Raw genomic sequence first — 20,957 nt, forward strand, 5'->3', positions numbered from 1 at the left:
TTTTTGAATCGTTAAATTCATGAGTAACTCCCCTTTTTAAAAATCTTTCTTTTCCTTTCAATGTTGCATTTCCCCACTTTATTAATCTTTTGCGCCTTCATCATTTCGGTATTCTAAAATATCTCCGGGTTGACATTCTAAAGCCTTACAAATCGCCTCTAAAGTTGATAATCGAATCGCTTTTGCCTTGCCATTCTTCAATATGGAAAGATTAGCCATCGTGATTCCAACCCTCTCAGAAAGTTCTGTAACGCTCATTTTCCTTTTCGCCAGCATCACATCAATATTGATTATAATTGCCATATTATTCACCTCAGATCAGACTATTAAATCATTTTCCGCTTTTATATCTATGGCTTCTTTTAAAAGCCTTTGAAGAACGGCAGCAAAGACAGCAACCACCATTGAAGCAAAAATAACGACCATTCCGATTAATATGATACCTGGGGCGTCGTCCATCTCCGCCATGAGATAAAAGAGTGGCATGCCTGCGACATACAAGATACTGATTGTGATTGCACAATATTTGATAATCTTTAAAGCTCTAACAGATAATTCCGAGAAAGCTTTGTTCTTGTCAATATAGCTTAAAAGTTTAAAAGCTTGATACAGAGCAAAGTAAAAAGGTATCGCCGATGCATACAAATCGATTAAAACGAGATATTTCATATAAGCAAAATCCGGATACAATTCTGCTGCAAAATTCGCTATCTCAGGCACCAAAAATATGCACAAAGCAAGAACTGGAATTCCAATAAGAATAACAGCTATCTTTAAAAAGAGTGTTGTTCCCCGTTTCATAAAAAGCACCTCACTTATTTATTATTAATTTGACTTTAACACACGTTTTATCGTTTTACAATAAAGTATTATTGTCTTTTATTATATTATTATTGTTACGTAATTATCCCTTTCATTTTAAAAAAAGAAGAAAAGCATACTCATTACAAAGAAAGATAACTTGTGCAACTTGCCCCTTTAAATCCATAAGAAAAAGGCTGCCGCAGCAACCTTCCTTATCGATGTAAAGCATCTGTTAGTTCATCAAAAAATCTCATTTCGTAGAGAAATTGGTTATTTTATTTTTCACTTCCCCGAGACCAGATAACTACAGGAATCAATAATAAAGATAATAACCCTCCAATAAATGATAATGTTGTATAACTTGAACCCGCCACAATCATTCCAGAAAAGGCTCCACCAGAAGCACCTGATAATGCAATTAAAACATCCACTGCACCTTGAGTTTTAGCCCGAGTCGAAGTTCCAGTTGAATCAACAATGAGAGCAGTCCCACTTATTAAACCAAAATTCCATCCTAATCCAAGTAAAGAAAGAGCAATAACTAGGAGAATCATAGAATCACCTGGTGCAACCGCTGATATTAAACCTGCCAGAAGCAGCGTAACTCCAGAGGCAATAGCCATGGTAGTACGACCAAACTTATCAACAAGGACACCTGTAACCAGAGAAGGGAGAAACATTGCACCTATATGAAAGCCAATAACAAGACCTATTTCACCTAAGTCATGTCCATGATGTCTCATATGAACTGGTGTCATTGTCATAATAGCCACCATGACAATTTGAGTAAGAACCATGATTGTTGCACCAACAATAATGCCTCTTTTGTTTTCTGTTTTATCAGTATCTGTCGAATGTTTTATTCGATTACTTTCTTGGTTGGACACTTCTATTGTTCTAGCTATAACCAATGGGTCTGGACGAAGCATGATGAAAAGTACAAGACCTGCTAAGATAAATGCTGCTGCTGATAAAATGAAAGGACCAGCAAGTGATGGAACGCCAATGGAAAGAGCAAAATCCCCCATTACATTCACTAAATTCGGACCTGCAACTGCACCAAATGTTGTAAATACCATAGTAATACTAATAGCAGTAGCTCGCTGTTTATTGTTTGCTAAGTCCGTACCAGCGTAACGAGCTTGTAAATTTGTCGCTGTTCCTGCACCATAAATGAGCAGGGAAGCGAATAAAAGGAAAATGCTATTTATTATAGCTGCAGTTATGACTCCTATCGCTCCAAGTCCACCTACCATAAAACCAGCTGTTAGACCTGTACGACGACCGTAACGTTGAGAAAGTCTCCCTACGATTAAAGCAGCCCCTGCAGACCCTAAAGTAAATAATCCCGAAGGAAGTCCAGAAAATGCATCTGTGCCAAGCATTTGTTGTGCAAGAAGTGCCCCCACCGTAACTCCAGCTGCTAACCCAGCACCACCAAAAATTTGTGAAATACTTATAATAATCAATGTACGTTTGTATAACATTTTTTGTTTTTCTTGAGAATCTACATAACTCTGGTTCAATTGATATGTTTTACTAGACATTTGTTAAGACCTCAATTCATATATCATTCTGTAATTTCTCCGGTGTAGTAACCGTTCTTCACCATATCAGTGATGACCAGGGCATCTTTCTTATCACTTTTCGACTGAGAATCATCACTGTTTTCTTTATTCCTTTTTACTAAGTGATGTTTACCGTCACTACCTCAATTCCTTGTTTAAATAGCCACTTCGAAAGATCATCCAGTAATGGATTTTAGGTTCCATTCCCACAATGGCTACCTCCAGTTTATTTAATCTCTGAATCTTATCCATCCATTTTAATAAACTAGCAAATCCATCTACATTAAGCTAACCTTTCTTTAGTTCAATAAGAAAAAAGGCTGCCGAGCAACCTCGCTTATTGAAATAAAGCACCTGTTAGATGATGAAGGAGAAAGTGATTTACCTCGGATTGAAAGTACATTGTCTAATCAAATTATTTTCCTAATGCCATATTAACAGATTCAATGGCATGTATTACTGTTGTATCAAATAATGGTACTTCTGAATCCTCTGGTTTTACTAATAATCCAATTTCTGTGCAACCTAATATTATTCCTTCAGCTCCATCATCAACTAACTTCTTAATGACCTTTTTGTAATAATCCCTTGATGATTGTTGAATTTCCCCTAAACATAACTCTTCATAAATTACTTGATTTATCACTTTTCTATCCTCATCATTTGGTATCAAAACCTTAATACCATTAAACTCAATTCGTGTTTTATAAAAGTCTTGCTCCATCGTATATTTAGTACCAAGTAAACCAACCTTACTTATTTCGGACTTTTGAATTTGTTTTGCTGTTGAATCAGCAATGTGTAAAATTGGTATGCTAACTTTTTCTTCAATATATCTAATCACTTTATGCATCGTATTTGTACAAATTACAATAATTTCTGCACCTGCCTTTTCCAAAGACTGAGCAACATCCCCCAATAATTTACCTGAACTTTCCCAATCGCCTTCAGCTTGATAGCGTTCTATTTCTTCAAAATCCACGCTATATAAAATGCACTTGGCTGAATGCAATCCTCCCAATTTAGCTTTCACTTCTTCGTTAATAATACGATAATATTCTAACGATGACTCCCAACTCATTCCACCGATAAGCCCAATAGTTTTCATCAATATTCCCCTTTTAATTTGAAATGAATTGAAAATTACAAACATAAATTCAATGTATCTTTCTTCTTAAACAAACCCGCCATTTTAGTTCCATAAGAAAACAAGTGTTGCCGCAGCTTGTTATTAACATAAAACACCTGTAAGTTGTAGATGGTGTTTGCTAAAAATCTAAGTTAGATACTTCTCACAGTAAAACACATTCCTTAATGGGTCCCCTAGCTAAATCTCCGAATCTCTTGTTTTTCTTTTCGCCATCAGACGCTTATAAAGAGGAAAGCCAAACATATAATACCCTGAAAATGACAGCAGTATTAAGGCTAAACCTGTCATTGTGAGGATCGTGTATCTATACCAATTGCCAAAGAAGGATCCATCATGCAAAGTAATGAGGAAAGTTGAGTAATCCGGGTTCGTGGATAAAACTTTTCCCGTACTTGCGTCGATTTGAACACCTTGACTGTTATTAAAGCGAACCTGGTAAACATTTGCACTTGGTCTATATTCAATTCTAAATATATCATCAACCGAGTCTGTCCCTGGAAGCCCCTGGGAAGCAGCAATCGACACGACCTTCTCCATTGGTATCGCTTGATCTGGACTCGACTCTTTCCCGGTCCTTAACTCATCAGCCACTCCGAATGGTATCATATAAACAAGCACGAGGCCTGTGACTGCGATGAACATAAAAAAAACAGATAAAATTAATCCTGACCATTTATGTACTTTTCGGCTAAATTGATACAACTTTACAGATTTCGACATTGTTCCACCACACTCCTTGGCTACTTTTCACAACATTTTTCAATTTGGAGTAAAAGCCTAAAATTCGTACAATTATAAACTTTTCTTCATAACTATCCTATGTTCATTTACAACATAATCATTCTTTCGATAAAATGCTTCTGCAAGCCCGTCGTTAGCAGTTAATAAATATAGGCTTTTAATCCCTCTCTTCTGTAGTTCATCTTCTAAAGAATGAAGCATTTTTGAGCCGTATCCCTTACCTTGCATTTGATTATTTACACAAAGTTCCGCCAGATAAAAAGTTAAACCTTGATAAGACACCTTACTATTTCCAGCAATAAAACCTACTGGATTGTGATCGTCATGGAATAAAAAACCAAGAAACTTAGGAGTATTCAATAAGTCAGTAAGTCTTTCTTTTGCAGTCTCGTATGTCCAACTTTCATTCCATGGTTCACTATTAAAAACGTTCATGTAGAGTTCGATACATAGCTCTAAATTCTCCGATGTCAGTGGTGACATTTCTGTCATATTCATGCTTCCTTTCTATTTTCATTAAAATTTTGTATATTAATCCAAATTATATCTTATCTTTGTTGAACTAACCTGACCCTTTAGATGCATAAGAAAAGGAGCTGCCTTAAAGACAGCTCCGCTCTTCAGCTAACGCACCCGTTAGTTGCATAAGACTTCTTGTAGTAAAAAAGTCAGAGTCAGACTTCGGCAAATTTAAATTCCTTTTGTTTATCTTGTTATATCTTCAATTAATTCTTACAATAGCCCCACCATATATCCGTGACAAATGTTGACCATTAAGGAGTTATAAAACCAATGACAGCGAGATAAATCCTAAATATATTTTCTTTGTTTTTTTGCTTTTAAAAAAATATGTAAGCCGACACAAAAGTAACTAAATAAAAGGAAATACTTAACATTCTTAGTACAGTCAAGTAATATAAAGCAGATATTTTCGCTAATCCCTTCCATCATAAATCCTAATGATTTGAATTTAAAAAGAACATTTCTAAATGAAATGTTCTGATTTGAATAAATAGAAATATATTTTTACATATATCCTATAAGTTCGAATATAAAAGCTCCTAAACCTAATGATAGAACCAAAAGAATACTAGAGAAAATGATTATACTTCTTTGTTTTTTCATTAATCCTATAATTAAAAATATTAAGGATAAAATGAAAGAAAAAATAATTACTATTGAAATTCCCATGTTTATCTCCCTTTCCCTCAATATAGATTCATGAGTTGGTAGTTAAAATGATTTGATATACTTCCTCTTTATTTATCACAAATCGAAGAAGAATGTTTCTATCCTTATCAATATATGTAATAGTTTCCCCTATTTCATCAATGGATGATTTAAAATTATTACCGTATAATTCTTTAATCGCAACTATGTTGTCTCCAATACTAATACCTTTACTAGTTTTTATATTAGGATTTTCTGAAACAACACTATTAACTTTATTATTTGTAACGCCTAGATAAACTTTTTCAAACTTATAAGAATTATCATGTTCAGTAGTAATTAATATTGCCATACCAGTATCGTTCACTATTTTCCCATAGCTATTCTTTAATTCCTTAAATAATAATGGAGTAATTTCATCTCCAAGATGAATTTCATTTAGTGATTCATTTTTTAAATCAGTACTCTCTACAAAGAAATTACTACTATTTATAAAGTAAAAAATTAATAATATAAATATAATAGATACAATTATTATTATACTAACTTTTAATGAGAGGAATTTGATTAAAATATAACAAAAAACTAAAAAAACAATAGCTGCCAAACCTATTATTATCAACCACTTTTCCCCCTAGGATGCATTAAATGTAGGTGTCCCATAACCTTTGAATTTATTAAATTTGTATTGATTGTCTGTCATTTCAATTAATTTATTATAAACATTTGAAGGAGTAAATTCTGGATATTCTTCTAAAATCCTTCCCACTATACCAGACATAATTGCTGTAGAATATGAAGTTCCTTGTTTATAATCCTTTTCTGAACTAAAAAATACTCCTGGAAGCACAAAGTCTAAATTATCACCGTAATTTGAGTATGTCCATCTATTTCCATTAGAATCCAATGCCCCTACAGCAATCACATATGGAGAAGAAGCAGGATATTCAAGAAGATTTTTACCGCTATTACCTGAGGCAGCAATCATTACAATACCATTTATATTTGCAAGTTTTAGAATAGATTCTGCTTCTTTAATATTCTGAGTGAAGCCTAAACTCATATTAATAATATCTACATCTTGTTCTATAGCCCATTTAATACCCATTAATAAGTCATGAGCATGTACTTCACCACTCGGGGAGGCTACAGTTGCACAATATAAAGTAACATCCGGAGAAATTTTTTGTATAGTTGATATAATTTCATCCGAATGAAGATTACTATTTTTCTTTACTTTTTGTTCATTATAATAAAAATCACATTTGCTATTGCCTTCTTCAGTATCTAAAACTGCAACTTTAACTCCTGAACCACTAAACTGATTTTGATTAGTAGCCAAGTATTTTTCCATCCAATCTTTTTCATTAATATAATTTAGTTTCTGCTTATTAATAGATGTTTCTACTTCTATTAAAGAGTTTTTAGTGTAAAAGGCGAAATAATAGCAGGTAGTTAATATTATTATAAAAAAAAGAATAAAAATACAGACTTTTAATTTCATTTTTTTTGCAATTTAACCTTATATTTGCTCTTTAAATGACTAATTAATTCAATTTTCTCTTTATATATATTTTTTGTAATATAATAATCGCTAATTTCGTCTTTGTCATTTTCTAAAGTTTTAGATTGCCCATTGATAATTTTTTCAAGGATAAGTATTGCATGACTACCTTCTCCTTGGCTTTCACCATGACTTTCATGACTTTCATGACTTTCATGACTTTCATGACTTTCATGACTTTCATGACTTTCATGACTTTCATGACTTTCATGACTTTCGGTATTCTCTTCATTTTTTATATTTGATTCGTTTATATAGTTGTGTGAATGCAAATAATCTAATGGTTTTAATTGAGATATATCAGAAGATATAGGATTATCCTCTTTTACAGTCTCATTTTTAAATTGAATATTGTATTTACCTTCAATATCCTGTAATTTAACCCCTTTGGCTAAGTCATTTTCAATTTGCTGCAATTTATTATGATCTTTATCAGTGTAAACTTTCACCTGGTATTCAGAAGAAACAGATTTGTTCTTTTCTTCGTTCCAAAATTTATTAAGTTCCTCATCAGTAACGGTGTTTTTTTTGATTATTAACAATGTATAGTAAAAAAGCTCAATTTTCTCCCTTAAACTTTTATCGATATTATTCTCTTTTATCTCCATATTATTAACTAGAGAATAATATTTTTTTGCTTTATTAAATTCTTGTTTATCTAAGTTTTTATATCCAGCTCTTTTAATTTCTTCTTTCACTAAAATGTCATTAACTTTACGAGTAATTGCAGTATCTCTATAAAGTTCATTTAGCGATTTTTGTAATTCTTTTTCTTTTAATTCATAGTCATTTACTTGAGCTACAACTTTTTGATTCTTTGAAAAATCTCCAACCAAAAGGAAAAACATTATTAAAAAAATAATTGAGAAAACCAAAGTTGCGCCTAGTTTAAAATATTTCATAAAGTATTTCTCTCCCTAAATTATTAAAAGAGAACTTAGGAGAAACCATAGTTCTCTTTATTAATTATTGATAAATCAGCTAGAAGGACTGAAAAATCCAGTATGTTTATGGTACTTTCTTGAGTGACCTACCTTACTAAGTATAGAGCATTTACCCTTATTACTAGATGTATAATTAGAACAATATCGCTTACTTGCTTCTCCATAGTCCTTCAAGCAATATGTATACCAGAATAACGCAACATCACAGTCACTTTGCACAAAATTTTTAGCTGCCAAGACCGGATGATCAAATTTATCATAGTACTTTCCGTCACCCAGATACCCATTAAAGCGATTACAGTGAACCGTAGCTCCGCGAGAGTACGATGTACCTGCTGATACGCTTCCTACAATATCTGAAGCATTCTGGTCAGTTGTTTCAGTTACTTGTTCTTCTTCTTGTAGATTTGGATTACCCATTTCCTCAAGAATTTCATCTAGGTATATATCTTGAACAATCTTGGTTGTCGAAACTTTATCAACCTCAACTAAGTGAGGATCCATTTCATCACCTACAGAATTAACCAATACTTCGATTTCTTCTCCTTGGCTTTCTTCAACAGGAATCTGTACAGTACCCTCAGGAGAAGTGTGGTATGTATCGCCTGCATATTCTACCACTACATTTTGTTGGTTTACTTCTTTAATAAAAAAATCACCATCTGCAATCCAACCCGCACTTTCATAAATATTAATTAGTTCTTCTATTTCTTCTGGTGTACCACCATCTTTTGGAATTTCTAAAAATAGATTTTGTTTTACTTGAAGATTTACAGTGTCATCTACTGTTCCTTCGGCAGAAGCATAACTTACGGTAGATGTAATACAGTATAAAAATAAACCAAAAATCATAAATCTTACTTTTTTCATTTTTTTCCTCCAATTATAATATTTTACAACAATGTAGATTTTACAATAAATTAAAGTATATGAAAACAAAAAAATAGTAAAATAATACTTTTATTCTATTCCCAATCTATGAATACTATCTTGGATCTAAAAATATGTCACCATTCACCCTCCTGTCCCTTTGGTTCAATTGTGTGTTAGTTATTAATTATCGTAAGCTAATCAATTATTTCCTTTTAAGATTATTTATTGAGAAATGAATAATGCCAACAAATAAAAAATATAACCATATCCAATTCATTTCAGGATTATTCATTTGCGTAGTAAGCTTTTCTACTATATCTTTAGCAAAACTTGAATAACCAATTGTTAAAAATAGTCCTACTACTAAATAAAACTTTGCTATACTGTATTTTTTTTATCTAAAGTTCTCCTCAAAATATATTGTCCACCTGATGTTAATTGTCACCTATATTATAAAAAGTTAGCGTTCAGCAGATACTAGAAAAGTTTTAATGAACAATGGAGGACAGCCATTCAACTAGATAACCAATATACCAAGCAAAAAATACACTAAATGTCATAAATAGATTCCCTGTGATCCCAAACATGGAAAATTTATTAGTGAATTTTGAACCAATCCTAGCCAAGTTGAGACAAATTGGATTCATAATAAAAGTCCAAGCCCACATTGGGAACCCTTGGTCAAGACCTATATTTTGACTAGGAACCAAAAAGTATATAAACCAGAATAGAATTCCTAATAAAACACAAACCAGTGATAAAATACTCCAATAAGAATTCCTTAATGGCAAAACTTCTTTTTTTCATTCATATATCCTCGTTCCTATATTCAATATATAATTACGTTCCGATAAATATCCTAAAAGAAATACTTCCCTACATAGCATTTTTTATGGAACTAACCTGCTCCTTTAGTTCATTAAGAAATTCAACAACATCTTTAACAGAGCTTCAACAAAAAAAGAGCCCTACTCAAAGTGAGTAAGGGCTTTTATTAATCCTCAACGATTACACTAATGATATTATCAAACTTTATATACTCAAAGGAACTATCTTTCTTTTGAATTCGTAGCTCTTTCGTGAAAGGATGTATGTACACACAATGTCCGTATAATTCATGTGGATTTCCCTCGTTATGCAATCTAAAACTTATTGGTAAATGATATTCCATCGCATAATGAATGCTGCTTGCCATTTAACGAGCCCTCTATCACGAATTGTACTCATCAGAAAGATCCCTCCTTTACATCCATTATAAACGAACAAATGTTCCTGTTAAAGACAGAAAAAAATCCCTTCCACAAATAAGTTCGGGCAAGAGAAAAGTTGATTTTTGAACAAATAAAAGAGACCACTTATTGTGGAATTCCTTTATGCCCTATGGAAATAACGCACCTGTTAGTTTAAGTACAATCCTTCACAAATATAAGAAAAAGAGCTGCCAATGCAACTCCCTTATTGAGTAAAGCACTTGTTAGTTGAACAAAATAATACGCCTAATCAAATATTTATTATTGTTTCTTCTTGCCATATACGTTCAATATTTACATCATTTTTTGTAAAAGTTAATTGAAAGACGTCAGGATTACTAAGATTCCTCCAACATTCAAAATCAAAGTTATTATTATAATTCTTTAGCAGTAAAGACATTAAATTTCCGTGAGTAACGATTATTGTGTTTTCAGTTTCACTTTTAAAAACTTCATCTACAACGCTTACTATTCGGTTCATTGCTTCTTGACTCGACTCTCCTCCTTCAAATTTCAACTCCATATCATTGAACGTTGCTTTAAGTTTTTCAAACCAGTCAGGTAGGTCCGTTGTACTTAGTGTGCGTTCTGACAAACGTTCATCAATCTCTATTTTTAAGTTTATTTTCTCACTTATTGGTTCTACTGATTGAATAGCACGTAAAAATGGACTTGATATGATTCGATCAATTTTAGTATTGGAGAAAAATTCAGATAAATATTTCGCTTGTTTCAATCCTTTTTTTGTTAGTTGTGCTTCCGAAGGTTGGCCTTGTGCTTCACAATGTCTCACAATATAAATCTTTTTTATCATACAAGTATCCCCCAATTAAATCTTTAATTTTCCTTGTGTAACCAAACTGCTCCTTTAGTTCCGTAAGAATTACAGTTCTTTATAAACAAATTCTCTGTACTTTATAAAATTTTGCTTTTTATAGAAGTCCTTTGCAACACTGTTCTCAAACCAATAATCTAATTCTATTAAATCTATTCCTCGATCGTTCGCCATTTCATATATACATTCCATAAGGCTTGAACCATAACCCTTATTCCTCTTAGTTTCTACTATGCTAATCTGGTGTACATAAACAGACTTATATCCTTTTTTAAACGCATTTTCTGGATATTCTCTTATCTCTATCCAAGCATAGCCAAGAGCTTCTTCATTATCTTCTAACAAAAGGAAAATGAAACTTTCGTTATTAACCAGACTTTTGAAAACTTCCTTCACATTTTCATAGTTATATTCCTTAAAGTATTTAGGATATAAATTTGAATGTAAATCGTGCACATATTTGTTTAATTTAGCGACCAAATTGAAATTCCTGGTTTGACTAATATTCATAACAAATCCCTCATCCATCTTTTAAAATTCTAAATAATTGTACCTTTTTATGTAATTTTAGGGAAATTTCTAGTGTTTCCCTTAATGAACTATCCTGCCCCGATAGTTCATTAAGAAAAAATCTGCCTTAAAGACAGCTCCAATTACCACCTAACGAATAAGAAAAATTCTTATGTGTTTATTTTCCACCTAAATCTTTGAGTTGATTTTTTATTTCTTTAAGTTCGGACCTTAAAGCCTTAACTTCTTTAGAATTGTCAATCCCAATACTTATGGCATATTGAACAATAAAAAATAGAATAACTAAACCAACAAAGCCGTAAAAAATTGAAAGTATAATACCCATAATTTTAGCTCTCCTAATAAAATTCATTAATTTAATGTTACCATAAATTAGTAAACGTGATTGAACTTTTAACATAGCTCTTCTTCAAGTAACCTGCCCCGATAGTTGCATAAGAAAGAGCTGCCTTAAAGACAGCTCTGATCTTCAGCTAACGCACCCGTTACTTTAAGTAGATTATTTCACAATCATAGTAAGTTCCACAGAAAAAGGCATTAATCCTTCCTGCTGAATCAATGCCTTCACTTTTTCAAATTAACTTTACTATTACTTTTTTTAGTTAACAAATAGCTTTGTTTTATCATTTCGTAAATGTCTTCCTTTGGAACAGTACCGTCAAGAATTATCGAATTCCAATGGTCCTTATTAAGATGAAATGCCGGAACTACCGAATTGTAAATCTGACGCCAATAATCCAAAAAACCGAGTTCACATTTCACATTAATCCAAATATGGCCATCTTTTTCAAATATCCACGCAAACACTTTCTTGTTATCTATATGTCGCATTAACGTCCAATTCTTATCGCGAAATGGATAATCTTCATATGTATTCCCCATCCCTAAACAGTAACCGATAGCTTCCTCTCTATTTTTCATTGTTAACCTCTTCTCTAAAATAATAACTTTCTAATTTTTTAATTGCATCCTAAATTATAAGCCTTGGACCCTTTATTGCACTAACCTGCCCCTATAGTGCCATAAGAAAAAGCTGCCTTAAAGACAGCTTTGATCTTCGGCTAACGCACCTAATAAGGTTGTTTAATTTGGGTGGCGAATAGCTAATAATCGTCCCCTAATCAAGTTTAGCGAAAGCTACTAGGGCCCCTTTATCACAAGATTGAAAACCATTCTTTTCGTAGAAGTGACGTACATCAGGTGCTTCTTCTGTTAAAAGTACTTTTTGACGTACATCCTTATATTTTTCAAGGACATGCTGCATCATGAGTGTTGCAATCCCTTGATTTTTATATTCATTTAAAACTAAAATATCTTGAACATAGACAATTGTCAGTCCATCTCCAACGATCCGAGTTAAACCGATTAATTTCCTGTGTTCCCACGCTGATACAACATTTAAAGATTGAATTAAAGCTTATTGTAATTGATTTAAATCTTTCGTATATGCATACCACTCAACATCATCATAAAGGCTTTTTAAATCATCTTGCTCTATGTGTTTTTGTTCAATAATAATTATTGACATTATATTTTCCTCCTCAAAATTTTATTTTGAAGAGTATAAACGTAATTTCACCACTGTTTTATACCTCCCTTTAAACACACATAATGCTTCTTTTGAATAAAGTAACGAAATATTCCTTCTTTTTATTATACAAGAAATAAAATAGTTGGTATTAACTTCCATCATATAATTTTTAAACAATTTTATTATCCGTAAACACTCTACACATTAGTCCTCATTTTCTTAATGAACTAACATGCCCCTATAGTGCCATAAGAAAAAGCTGCCTTAAAGCCAACTCTGATCTTCAGCTAACGCACCCGTTAGTTTAAGTACAATCCTTCACATATTTTTTAAAATAGGCTATGTTAATGATTCATGTTGTTTTTATTTTTAAACAAAGACCTTCGTAATTGAAGGTCTCCTAAAATGTGTAACTTATTTAACTACTTCTTCTTATAGACCCAGATAAAATAATATACTGCAAGTGAAGTCAATCCAACATTCGTATATATGAAAAATATTCCCGCATACCATATATTTTTTTCAGCAAGTGGGTCAAAAATATAATGTAAAAAATGATATATTGCCACATACAATATGCATACATACCAGAATACTTGCTCTTTTCCTGAATTGAATTTTTTAACAAGTTGAAGAATAACAACCCAAAGCACTAGTATAAATAATGTGCCAATTAAATTGAAGGGATAAGATACAAAATAAAAAATGTATGCACTACTATAAAACGCAATAATGGATAACAAAAGCATTAATAGTGATTTTCTGGATTTTTTTCGTGTAATAAAAATATATAAACCGACTAAAATACCAACACAAGAATAAATGTAGTGAAATAAATTTTCCATTTCAAAACCTCAAATTTAGCAACAAATTTTAAAATACTTTTTTTAGTTCTATACTATTTCTTACATTTTCAGTGTTGTTTCTATAATTAAACTTTTCTTTCTGTTCCGTTTTTGAATTAGTACTACTTAATTCCAAATTAAACAGTTATTATACTAACCTGCCCCTTTAGTTGCATAGCAGAAAAAGCCGCCTTAAAGACAGCTCCGATCTTAAGCTAATGCACCCGTTTGTGAAATAAATCTTAGAGAAAAATCACGATAAATAGTAATCCTACACCAATAAGAACTCCACCAATTAACTCAAAGTTATCCAATAAGAAGAACAATTTACTTTTATTTTTAAAATCGAATGAAAGAATCCTTTTTCTTAACCAAAATCCAAAAATGACAATAAATAAAAAAGAAAAAAGAAGTAACATTGGATTATTTTTAATATAGAGTCACTCCCATTTTTTACACCTAGCAGTAATTATTAAATAATACGGATTGATTTTGTACTCATTCTTCATTGGAATAAATATACACTAAAATAATACCTTCTTGAACTCCCTCAGTTTGATGCGAATATCTCTCGAATGCTCACTTATTCGCAGGATTTCATACCCCCTGTAATTAGACTTACGGGTAAATGAATTGAGTTCAGATAAGTTAGGCTTCGTGAAGGCATAGTTAAATAAAGGAGTCAGCTACCACTCCACATTTTACCATATAATGTACATCTCCACGCCGCCCCTGGAGGCTTTCCCTCCCATGTCTCAACGGGTCAATTGCCCTCTCATTCCATCGTCATGCCTATCCAAGGGGTGGAGGCCAGTTATGCTAACCTGATGGGTCACAGTGCCCTTTTGTTTAAGAAACCTGGTACTCGTACATATTTGAAATCCTACGAATAAGACAACATTCAAAATTAAAGTTAACTATTTTGAATGATACATTCTATATAACTAATGTTTTATTTCTATGCTGCTAATGGGATCAATACTTGGACTTTATTTGGACAATAAGACTCGTTTCGTCGTGCTATTCCTACAAAAATCCTTGCTAGTTTACCTATGAGTTTCATGATTGATTTCATTTTCTTTATCTTCTTTACCTTCACATTATGGGAATGGACGGCCTTAAACTCAGGGTTATTCATCACAAGGCTCATAGTTGCTAAGTAGAGGAATCGTCGTAGTCTTGACCTTCCACGCTTTGAAATGACAATCTGACCTTTCCATTTGCCTGAACTTGCTTCAGCTAGATGTAATCCCGCATGCCGTAATAGAGAGTTTCCGTGAGAGAAACCACTTAGATCTCCTGATTCACCCAGTATCCCGGCTAATGAAATTTCACTTATTCCTTTAATCATAAGTAGTTTTTTTGCAAATGGGATTTTGTAGAGAACTTCTTTAACTTGTTGTTCAACTCTTTCGAGTTGTTTGACAGCGAGGTCATATTCCTCTAATAATTGTTCTAAATGGAATTTATAAGCATCAAGAGCTTGTCCGGTCCCAATAGAGGATTTTGCTAGATTGATTAGTAATTGAGCCTTCTTGGGTCCTGGTTGTCGTTTCATTAAAGACTTCCAACCCCTCATGACATCTAGTGTTTCTAGTGAAGATATTTCATCCGGTGTAGGAAATAAACGAAGGGTTGCGATCGCCCCTTTGCACGTTACATCTTTAAACACTTGTCTGAGTTCAGGAAAGACCACATCCACCCATCGATTTACTTGATTAATAGACATCACGAGACGTTTAACAATCACATCACGATTAGACATTAGAACTCTAAGCTTCTCAAAAGATTCTGATGATTGGCGAATAAAGGAATAGTAGCCGTTTTTGACCATATCCGCGATAACGAGCGCATCTTTTTTATCACTCTTAGATTGGGTATTATCACGATTCTCTTTATTCCTTTTTACTAAGTGGGGATTGACTGTTACAACCTCAATGTTTTGGTTATATAACCATTTTGAAAGGTTAATCCAGTAATGGCCTGTAGGCTCCATACCTACTATTGCAGCATCTAAGTTTTTTAATCTTTTTAAATCATGAATCCATTTTAATAGTTTAAGGAACCCCTCTTCATTATTTTCAAATGTAAGAGGGTCTCCAACTACAATTCCACGGAAGTTAACTGCTCTTGCAACGTGTAGTTGTTGAGCGATATCCACACCAACAATAAGGTGTGTATCGGAAATTCTTTCTATTAGTTGATTTTGTTTGTCTTGCATTTTAAAATTCATAGTAGGGCTTCCTCCTTAAGATTCTGAGTTAGATTGGACTCTATACTCGTATCTTACTGAGGGGCTCTATTTTTTTCAAACCTGATATTTAACGATCTACAGGAATGCTAACCTGCCCCGTTAGTTCCGTAAGAAAATGGTCGCCGCAGCACCCCCTATTAATAAACTAAACCAGCTAATAGAAGCTTCAGTGATTCAGCAATCGAGCGCGATTCTTTAAAAAGAATCGCTTTTCTTAATGAACGGGTGATAAGCATTCTGTTAATGAGGTGCTTAAATATTTGACAGAGGAAGTTCTGATATCGGTAAGCGTGGTAGAGATAGTTATTTCGGAGAAGGAAAAGTGAATGCATATAGTTCGTAATGATGATTAATAAATAAAAAAAAGCAGGGAACCTTTTTTTGGTTGCCTGTGTAGGTACGAGAATGACGTCGATTAGTTTGTTATACTTTGTATCAGAAAGCTAGCAATTGGAATTAGAATTTGCTAGCTTTAAAATACTCAAGTGTATTTCTATTTACTAATAATGGCCTCAATAAAAATTAACTAACATTATTTTATTTTCAAATACTCAGTAAATAAAAGATAATCCTCATTGCAAAGTAACATTGCAGTATAACGTTTATAACCTGTTAATAACGGTGTTATTAAGGGTCCTTCATACTTATTAAACAAACGTAGTAGAATCGCAAATGAATGATTTCTTTCCATTTCAGTTCTATTACGCTTAAACTCATTAACTATATCAAGTGTAAGTAATCTGTCCCAATATATTCTATAAGCTTCTGTTCTTTCTTTTTCAGTGATTCGGGCATTTTTTATTACTTCAAATGTTTCAAATAAATACTTATAAAATTCATCTACTGCGATGACGCCGCCAGTTAAATGAGTTTTATTCTCAGAATTAATATGTCTCACCCAATAATAACAAGGAGAATCTGCATATATACTAATTTTTTTAGTGTGTAAATAAGCACTCATAGCAATGGGGTGATCTTCTGCCAATCTAATATCTTTTCTAAAACGAATATTCAAAGAACGGAGATATTCAGTTTTAAACATTTTCAATACTGACATCGTGTCTTTTACTAGTGAATCAAAAAAATTCGTGTTTATTTGCGTACTTTTAAATACATATACAGGAACTCTACGATTGACGCCCTCATATTTTCCGATAATAACATCTGAATCATTTTCTTTACCTAATGTATACATATTTGAAATGGAATTTTCAGCAAGATAATCGTCTCCATCAACAAAGAAGATATATTCCCCTTCGGCTTCATCGATAATTCTATTTCTAGCAGTTGATGGGCCGCCAGTATTTTTTTGAGTTAATATCTTCATATTGCCATTTATATTGTACTGTTTTTTATAATTCTCAATAATTTTTACTGTATCATCCGTTGACCCGTCATCTACTATCAGTACTTCGATACCCTGAAATATATCTGATTGAGATGTAATACTATCTAGGCATTTTAAAATGTTTTTACTTTCATTGTAACAAGGTATCCCAACTGTAACCTTACGCATAACCACTTCTCCTTAAAAGACTATAAACTGCATCAGAAATATTTATCGTCATTTTTTGGTTAATTATACCATTATTAATCTAGTTATTAGGTAATTTACATAAATTTAACAATCAATAATTGTTACGAGGAATATTAATCATATTTAATTCGCTAGAAATTGATGTGTTGAATCTTCTTTGTAATAATGTGGTTACTGATGTAGCAAAGCTTCATGAATAATGAGGGAGTTCATTTATTATTAAGAATAATAAATAAAACCTCATTTACACACGTTACGCTTAACCTGACTTCCCCTTTAGTGCCATAAGAAAAAGGCTGCCGCAGCAACCTCGAATTAAGCACCCGTTAGCCATCCATGAATCGCAAAAATCGGCGATTCACCACAAAGAATGAAAATGGTTAGGAAGTGTCAATACTGATACTGACCTTAATCCAGTCAACCCTAATCCATAGACTAATTAATTAACGCTCTCCTCTTTTTTTAAAACGATTGAGCAGGGTCTTCTTAAGTATTGTCATTTTTCCATTTTTAAAGAAACTTATTTTCATGGTAACTAAACTGTCCCTATGGTTGACAGATCCGCTCTTCAGCTAAGGCAAAGTTATTTAAGTGAATTCAATCAAATCAAGTTTATGTAATCAAAAATTATTCATTTATTTTTCTTCTATTTTAATTTTAAGTAAAAATACAACTTTATCATCATTTAACATTTTCTTCACTTCATTTTCGTCTTGTAAATCGTATGTCCTTATGGAGTTTCCATTGGATTCTCTGTATGCACCTAATAAATACGTTTCTCCTAATTTTAAATCTACTTTTTCTTCCCCTATGGCATAGTCCCATCCACTAAACACACCATTAGAATGTATTTTGTCTATTTTTTGTGGTGTTGTGGTTGTATTTGGTGAATAAAGAAAACATAAACGAGTATCATTAGTATATATTATTCCAAATCCTAAGTTTCCTTCCTCCTCTTTGTTAGGGCTTAACCCATAAGATAGTTCAGCCATCGGTTGAGGTTCTTGCTTTCCATCTTTGTAACTTTCTATCCAAACATTTACCCAAGTTTTATCTGCATTATTTAATTTGAAATCAAAATCATACAGTTCCCCTAAATTTAATTTTTTAAAAGTATTCGTATGTTCAGATTCGGAATTAACTGAAATAGTAGCTATGCTGTCTTTAGAATTAGAGCATCCAGAAATTATTATCAAGGATAAAATTGATATTAAGCTAAAAATGAGATAGTTTTTTTTCAAAAGATTCCCCCCAGACTTATATTGATTTTACTGAATTTAAATTAACTTTCTTACCCCAATCATTTGTTGAACTATCCTGCCCCTTTAGTCCGGTAACAAAAAAGGCTGCCGCAGCAACCTCATTAATGAAGTAAAGCACCCGATAGTTCAAGGAGAATAATAAATTATTGTGTAGTATCTTGTATAATATTGATAACCAACACTTGTGGTAACATCGCCCTTATTAAACACTAAAGCATTTGATATCTCGTTTCTTTCTTCAAATTCCCAGCCTTCCTTTTCCATCATTTTAATGAAAGGCTTCATTTCCCCGCGTTTTACTAAATATCCGTAAATCCCTCCCACTTCCTCTGTACCTTTTACTTCAGTAATTTCTTTATCCTGAATAATTATTTTAGATATAGCCACAGCAAACGGAATAGGGTTTCCTTCCTGAAATATCACATCTTTTTTTAGAATTATAAAGATGGAGAATAGGATGAATATTAGTACTAACATTCTAAATGCTTTCGATTTTAACAAATATACTACTCCCTTCTTTACATTTATTCAGCCGAATCATAGGATAATTTTAACATTATTAATTTGGAATTAAACAGATTTTGGAATATTTTTCATAAAGCAAGCCTACCCTATTTGTCGCATAAGAAAAGGAGCTGCTGATCAGCTCCTGGTAATGAAGTGAAAAGTCACTTTCAATTAAAGAACACATGAAGATATGACTCTATCTAAAAAAATTTTTGATAGCTTCAAGACGTATTAATTCGAGGCTATCCATTAATGGGATGCCGATATTAAGCAGGTCATGATAGTATTACCAAATTCTCGGACATCAGCTAAGTAATCAAATCCATTAGGAGAACCAAAACTATTAAACGCACGCACTGCCACAAGATTATGTTGAGGTATAACCAAAAGAGTTACTCCTGTATAGCCTAAAATTTGAAAGGATCCTTTAGATATAAGTTCACCAATTTCTGATTTTCTTGCAGGTAAATCTTTTACGAACCATAAATATCCGTTTTGGGGAAGTTCCACATCTAATGAATTTGGGCTTTGAACGGTTGTAGCGATATCTATAATTTCATTTGATACGATTTGTTTTCCATTTACATTTCCCTTTTTAAGATGAAAGTACCCCCATTTAGCCAACTCTCTTGATGATACATACATATTCATCTTATTGCCGTCTGTACTCTTACTTGTAGTCCAATTTTGGTCATTAGGCATCCGTATTACAGAAACAAGTTTTTCATTTACTTCTCCATACCAGCCAGTCTCCGTAAAATTCAGAGGTTTAAATACGTTATCAGCACTATTTCAGCAACCGATTTACCAGTTGTACTTTTAACGATTTGCGTCAACATATCAATTCCGACACCCCTATATGACCAATTAATTCCAGGTGTAAATTCCCAATGTATCTCTCCATTAATACTCTTTAAACCATGTGTATGTGTTAGTAGGTGTCTTATTGTTGTCCCATTAAATATTGGCATACTATTTGCTGGAAGATATTTAACTATTAAATCATCTATTGAGTCTATGTATCCTTCATAAACCGCATAGGCAACTGCAAAGCCTATGTAACTTTTTCTAACTGATGCAACATGAAATTGGGTATCTTCTTGGATTCCCCTCGAATCAGGAGCCTTAGAATGTTTACCCCAATATTCCTCTGTAACAATATTATCGTTGTGAATTATAAAAACAGATGCACCTGAACAGTCAACTAATTCAGATGTCTTTCTAACATTTGATACAACTGAATTAAACTGTGTGTTTATCTTTTTATTAATAATCATTTTTTCACTACTTTCCTTTATTAATCTTTTCGATACAATAAAGAATAAATCCTTGTTTCTTATTAAATAACTGCCCTGTTTATTTTGTAACGAGTCTTTTTCGTGTATTGGGCTTTATAATGAAATAACTCCTTGTTCATTTCATTGGAATTTGAAATAATTGTTATTATGACTAACAGGGGTCCTGACGCATCATCGTAAAACAGCTTGAGGGCGATGGGGTAATACCAGTGTCTGTTTCCCAGGGAGAAAAGGCCAGACTTCCCATCAGAATGAAAGGAAGATTCATGTTTTCTTCATACGACAAGAGAGTT

General features: G+C 32.6%; 22 protein-coding genes and 1 pseudogene. All 23 read right to left on the reverse strand.

Annotated features, from left to right (window positions below; genetic code table 11):
• Positions 1-81: 81 nt before the first annotated feature.
• The 23 genes and pseudogenes from ABIE66_RS23355 to ABIE66_RS23465 all read right to left on the reverse strand — a co-directional run bounded on the left by ABIE66_RS23355 (position 82) and on the right by ABIE66_RS23465 (position 20,643).
• Positions 82-303, reverse strand: a complete 222-nt coding sequence (locus tag ABIE66_RS23355; RefSeq protein ID WP_289326568.1) for a helix-turn-helix domain-containing protein — start codon at positions 301-303, stop codon at positions 82-84.
• A gap of 15 nt (positions 304-318) precedes the next feature.
• Complete coding sequence (locus tag ABIE66_RS23360) at positions 319-801, reverse strand: DUF2975 domain-containing protein (RefSeq protein WP_289326569.1); 483 nt, start codon at positions 799-801, stop codon at positions 319-321.
• A 278-nt stretch (positions 802-1,079) separates the two neighbouring features.
• Complete coding sequence (locus tag ABIE66_RS23365) at positions 1,080-2,351, reverse strand: MFS transporter (RefSeq protein WP_370016483.1); 1,272 nt, start codon at positions 2,349-2,351, stop codon at positions 1,080-1,082.
• Positions 2,352-2,392: 41 nt separating this feature from the next.
• Positions 2,393-2,651, reverse strand: a pseudogene (locus ABIE66_RS23370) (IS110 family transposase); the annotation flags it as partial.
• Between the two features lie 136 nt (positions 2,652-2,787).
• Positions 2,788-3,480, reverse strand: a complete 693-nt coding sequence (locus ABIE66_RS23375; protein WP_370016484.1) for an aspartate/glutamate racemase family protein — start codon at positions 3,478-3,480, stop codon at positions 2,788-2,790.
• A 219-nt stretch (positions 3,481-3,699) separates the two neighbouring features.
• The gene (locus ABIE66_RS23380) at positions 3,700-4,242 is read right to left on the reverse strand and encodes a PepSY domain-containing protein (protein WP_370016485.1); all 543 of its coding nucleotides are present in this window, start codon (positions 4,240-4,242) and stop codon (positions 3,700-3,702) included.
• 72 nt (positions 4,243-4,314) lie between these two features.
• The gene (locus ABIE66_RS23385) at positions 4,315-4,755 is read right to left on the reverse strand and encodes a GNAT family N-acetyltransferase (RefSeq protein WP_370016486.1); all 441 of its coding nucleotides are present in this window, start codon (positions 4,753-4,755) and stop codon (positions 4,315-4,317) included.
• A 727-nt stretch (positions 4,756-5,482) separates the two neighbouring features.
• Positions 5,483-6,055, reverse strand: a complete 573-nt coding sequence (locus tag ABIE66_RS23390; protein ID WP_370016487.1) for a hypothetical protein — start codon at positions 6,053-6,055, stop codon at positions 5,483-5,485.
• Between the two features lie 12 nt (positions 6,056-6,067).
• The gene (locus ABIE66_RS23395; RefSeq protein ID WP_370016488.1) at positions 6,068-6,937 is read right to left on the reverse strand and encodes a S8 family peptidase; all 870 of its coding nucleotides are present in this window, start codon (positions 6,935-6,937) and stop codon (positions 6,068-6,070) included.
• A complete protein-coding gene (locus ABIE66_RS23400; RefSeq protein ID WP_370016489.1) occupies positions 6,934-7,899 on the reverse strand; it encodes a hypothetical protein in 966 nt (321 codons plus the stop codon). The genes ABIE66_RS23395 and ABIE66_RS23400 overlap by 4 nt, the downstream gene beginning before the upstream one ends.
• Before the next feature lie 75 nt (positions 7,900-7,974).
• Positions 7,975-8,811 carry a hypothetical protein gene (locus tag ABIE66_RS23405; protein WP_370016490.1) on the reverse strand — a complete coding sequence of 279 codons (837 nt, stop codon included), beginning with the start codon at positions 8,809-8,811 and terminating at the stop codon, positions 7,975-7,977.
• Between the two features lie 997 nt (positions 8,812-9,808).
• Complete coding sequence (locus ABIE66_RS23410) at positions 9,809-10,009, reverse strand: YolD-like family protein (RefSeq protein WP_370016491.1); 201 nt, start codon at positions 10,007-10,009, stop codon at positions 9,809-9,811.
• A 305-nt stretch (positions 10,010-10,314) separates the two neighbouring features.
• Positions 10,315-10,875: a histidine phosphatase family protein gene (locus ABIE66_RS23415; RefSeq protein ID WP_370017102.1), complete on the reverse strand. Its 561-nt coding sequence runs from the start codon at positions 10,873-10,875 to the stop codon at positions 10,315-10,317.
• A 72-nt stretch (positions 10,876-10,947) separates the two neighbouring features.
• Complete coding sequence (locus ABIE66_RS23420; RefSeq protein ID WP_370016492.1) at positions 10,948-11,409, reverse strand: GNAT family N-acetyltransferase; 462 nt, start codon at positions 11,407-11,409, stop codon at positions 10,948-10,950.
• A 178-nt stretch (positions 11,410-11,587) separates the two neighbouring features.
• Positions 11,588-11,755: a hypothetical protein gene (locus tag ABIE66_RS23425; RefSeq protein ID WP_370016493.1), complete on the reverse strand. Its 168-nt coding sequence runs from the start codon at positions 11,753-11,755 to the stop codon at positions 11,588-11,590.
• Between the two features lie 239 nt (positions 11,756-11,994).
• A complete protein-coding gene (locus ABIE66_RS23430) occupies positions 11,995-12,351 on the reverse strand; it encodes an MmcQ/YjbR family DNA-binding protein (protein ID WP_370016494.1) in 357 nt (118 codons plus the stop codon).
• A gap of 196 nt (positions 12,352-12,547) precedes the next feature.
• Positions 12,548-12,841: a GNAT family N-acetyltransferase gene (locus ABIE66_RS23435; RefSeq protein WP_370017103.1), complete on the reverse strand. Its 294-nt coding sequence runs from the start codon at positions 12,839-12,841 to the stop codon at positions 12,548-12,550.
• A 1,923-nt stretch (positions 12,842-14,764) separates the two neighbouring features.
• Positions 14,765-16,039, reverse strand: a complete 1,275-nt coding sequence (locus tag ABIE66_RS23440; RefSeq protein WP_370016495.1) for an IS110 family RNA-guided transposase — start codon at positions 16,037-16,039, stop codon at positions 14,765-14,767.
• A gap of 553 nt (positions 16,040-16,592) precedes the next feature.
• Positions 16,593-17,576 (reverse strand): glycosyltransferase, encoded by a 984-nt coding sequence (locus ABIE66_RS23445; protein WP_370016496.1) that lies wholly within the window; start codon positions 17,574-17,576, stop codon positions 16,593-16,595.
• Positions 17,577-18,232: 656 nt separating this feature from the next.
• Positions 18,233-18,838 carry a hypothetical protein gene (locus ABIE66_RS23450; protein ID WP_289326578.1) on the reverse strand — a complete coding sequence of 202 codons (606 nt, stop codon included), beginning with the start codon at positions 18,836-18,838 and terminating at the stop codon, positions 18,233-18,235.
• A 147-nt stretch (positions 18,839-18,985) separates the two neighbouring features.
• The gene (locus tag ABIE66_RS23455) at positions 18,986-19,360 is read right to left on the reverse strand and encodes a hypothetical protein (protein ID WP_370016497.1); all 375 of its coding nucleotides are present in this window, start codon (positions 19,358-19,360) and stop codon (positions 18,986-18,988) included.
• A gap of 255 nt (positions 19,361-19,615) precedes the next feature.
• Positions 19,616-20,131 (reverse strand): serine hydrolase, encoded by a 516-nt coding sequence (locus ABIE66_RS23460; RefSeq protein WP_370017104.1) that lies wholly within the window; start codon positions 20,129-20,131, stop codon positions 19,616-19,618.
• Positions 20,128-20,643, reverse strand: a complete 516-nt coding sequence (locus tag ABIE66_RS23465; RefSeq protein WP_370016498.1) for a serine hydrolase domain-containing protein — start codon at positions 20,641-20,643, stop codon at positions 20,128-20,130. Before ABIE66_RS23465 ends, ABIE66_RS23460 begins: the two co-directional genes overlap by 4 nt.
• Between the last annotated feature and the right edge of the window lie 314 nt (positions 20,644-20,957).

This window comes from Peribacillus sp. B2I2 (genome assembly GCF_041261685.1).
In the GTDB taxonomy this organism is placed as follows: Bacteria; Bacillota; Bacilli; order Bacillales; family DSM-1321; genus Peribacillus.

What these genes read in the sequence shown, in the direction of transcription:
- ABIE66_RS23430 (WP_370016494.1), bottom strand. Translation starts at nt 12,351, where the DNA reads ATGAAAAATAGAGAGGAAGCTATCGGTTACTGTTTAGGGATGGGGAAT.
- ABIE66_RS23380 (WP_370016485.1), bottom strand. Translation starts at nt 4,242, where the DNA reads ATGTCGAAATCTGTAAAGTTGTATCAATTTAGCCGAAAAGTACATAAA.
- ABIE66_RS23360 (WP_289326569.1), bottom strand. Translation starts at nt 801, where the DNA reads ATGAAACGGGGAACAACACTCTTTTTAAAGATAGCTGTTATTCTTATT.
- ABIE66_RS23445 (WP_370016496.1), bottom strand. Translation starts at nt 17,576, where the DNA reads ATGCGTAAGGTTACAGTTGGGATACCTTGTTACAATGAAAGTAAAAAC.
- ABIE66_RS23355 (WP_289326568.1), bottom strand. Translation starts at nt 303, where the DNA reads ATGGCAATTATAATCAATATTGATGTGATGCTGGCGAAAAGGAAAATG.
- ABIE66_RS23365 (WP_370016483.1), bottom strand. Translation starts at nt 2,351, where the DNA reads ATGTCTAGTAAAACATATCAATTGAACCAGAGTTATGTAGATTCTCAA.
- ABIE66_RS23385 (WP_370016486.1), bottom strand. Translation starts at nt 4,755, where the DNA reads ATGACAGAAATGTCACCACTGACATCGGAGAATTTAGAGCTATGTATC.
- ABIE66_RS23425 (WP_370016493.1), bottom strand. Translation starts at nt 11,755, where the DNA reads ATGGGTATTATACTTTCAATTTTTTACGGCTTTGTTGGTTTAGTTATT.
- ABIE66_RS23410 (WP_370016491.1), bottom strand. Translation starts at nt 10,009, where the DNA reads ATGGCAAGCAGCATTCATTATGCGATGGAATATCATTTACCAATAAGT.
- ABIE66_RS23420 (WP_370016492.1), bottom strand. Translation starts at nt 11,409, where the DNA reads ATGAATATTAGTCAAACCAGGAATTTCAATTTGGTCGCTAAATTAAAC.
- ABIE66_RS23465 (WP_370016498.1), bottom strand. Translation starts at nt 20,643, where the DNA reads ATGATTATTAATAAAAAGATAAACACACAGTTTAATTCAGTTGTATCA.
- ABIE66_RS23400 (WP_370016489.1), bottom strand. Translation starts at nt 7,899, where the DNA reads ATGAAATATTTTAAACTAGGCGCAACTTTGGTTTTCTCAATTATTTTT.
- ABIE66_RS23375 (WP_370016484.1), bottom strand. Translation starts at nt 3,480, where the DNA reads ATGAAAACTATTGGGCTTATCGGTGGAATGAGTTGGGAGTCATCGTTA.
- ABIE66_RS23440 (WP_370016495.1), bottom strand. Translation starts at nt 16,039, where the DNA reads ATGAATTTTAAAATGCAAGACAAACAAAATCAACTAATAGAAAGAATT.
- ABIE66_RS23395 (WP_370016488.1), bottom strand. Translation starts at nt 6,937, where the DNA reads ATGAAATTAAAAGTCTGTATTTTTATTCTTTTTTTTATAATAATATTA.
- ABIE66_RS23405 (WP_370016490.1), bottom strand. Translation starts at nt 8,811, where the DNA reads ATGAAAAAAGTAAGATTTATGATTTTTGGTTTATTTTTATACTGTATT.